The 1,171-nt window shown below is 47.3% G+C and carries 2 protein-coding genes; both read right to left on the bottom strand.

All coding sequences use genetic code 11. The annotated features are described in order from the left end of the window. Positions 1 to 848: DHA2 family efflux MFS transporter permease subunit (locus GRP75_RS27520; RefSeq protein WP_160790959.1), on the bottom strand; the 848-nt coding region annotated here is incomplete at its 3' end. Beyond that, on the bottom strand, positions 832 to 1,171 hold a 340-nt coding region (locus GRP75_RS27515; protein ID WP_160790958.1), incomplete at its 5' end, for a MarR family winged helix-turn-helix transcriptional regulator. The genes GRP75_RS27520 and GRP75_RS27515, both read right to left, overlap by 17 nt.

The following is a 1,171-nucleotide window of genomic DNA, read 5'->3' as shown; positions in this document are numbered from 1 at the left end:
ATACCGGCGTACAAAGCCATCGTCACAATCACGTTAATGATTGTCGTCAAGCTGTACACATCGTATTTAAAGATACGGAACTCCAGCATAGGCTCATCTGCCTTCAGTTGGCGAACAATAAACAAAATAAGCGCAATTGTCCCAACGATAAGCGTAGACAGGACCGGAATACTTCCCCAACCCGATGTTCCTGCATCACTAAAGCCGTATAATAGTCCACCGAAACCGAGCGTAGACAAAATGATGCCGGGAATGTCCAGCTTTGGCTTGGACTGCTCCGTTACATTTTTCAGAAAAATAAATCCGATCACAATCGAAATCACTGAAATCGGCAGGATGATCCAGAACAAAACCCGCCAGTCATAATGCTGTACTATATAACCGGATAAGGTTGGCCCAATGGCTGGAGCAAAACCCATCGCAATCCCCAAGGTTCCCATCGCCCGGCCACGACGCTCTATTGGGTAGATGTTCAAGATAACGACCATCATTAAGGGCATCATGATACCTGCTCCCGCGGCCTGAATAAGCCGACCGATCAGCAATATGCTGAAGCTTGGAGCTACAGCACATAACAGCGTGCCTATTGAAAAAATAGTAATCGCGCTAATAAACAATTTACGAGTGGAGAAACGGGCAATCAAGAACGCGGTCACCGGGATCAATACCCCATTCACGAGCATAAAGCCCGTACTAAGCCACTGAGCTATATTGGCATCTATATTCAAATCACTCATCATTTTCGGTAAAGCCACACTGATCAACGTCTGATTTAATATCGCTACAATCGCGCCAATCAACAGAGCGGCCACAATGGGTGCTCTGCGCAAATTACCTGGTAGTGTCATTTGAGGACTGCTCAAGTTGATTCATTACCTTCGGTGTTACTTTCATGATCATTTGTTTATGGATATCCAGGACCATCTCTAGCTGCTCCTTCGGGATGTCCAGAATGGGCAAGACGCGCTCCATCCACATGGCGTCTACTTTTTGCATGATATCTTTTCCTTCCGGCGTAAGCGTCAGCACTAAGGATCTACGGTCATGCTCATGCCGTCCGCGAGCAATATATCCCGCCTTGGTCAAGCGGTCAACTACCCCACTCATAGAGCTGCTTCCCACATGCGCTATGTCTGCCAGCTCGGATAATCCGATGTTGGGGCGTTTATTC

Origin of the sequence: Paenibacillus sp. OT2-17, from assembly GCF_009827695.1 — a bacterium.
GTDB classification, from domain to species: domain Bacteria; phylum Bacillota; class Bacilli; order Paenibacillales; family Paenibacillaceae; genus Paenibacillus; species Paenibacillus polymyxa_B.
The sequence above is the reverse complement of the archived record's forward strand: the minus strand, read 5'-3'. Positions and strand labels throughout refer to the sequence as shown.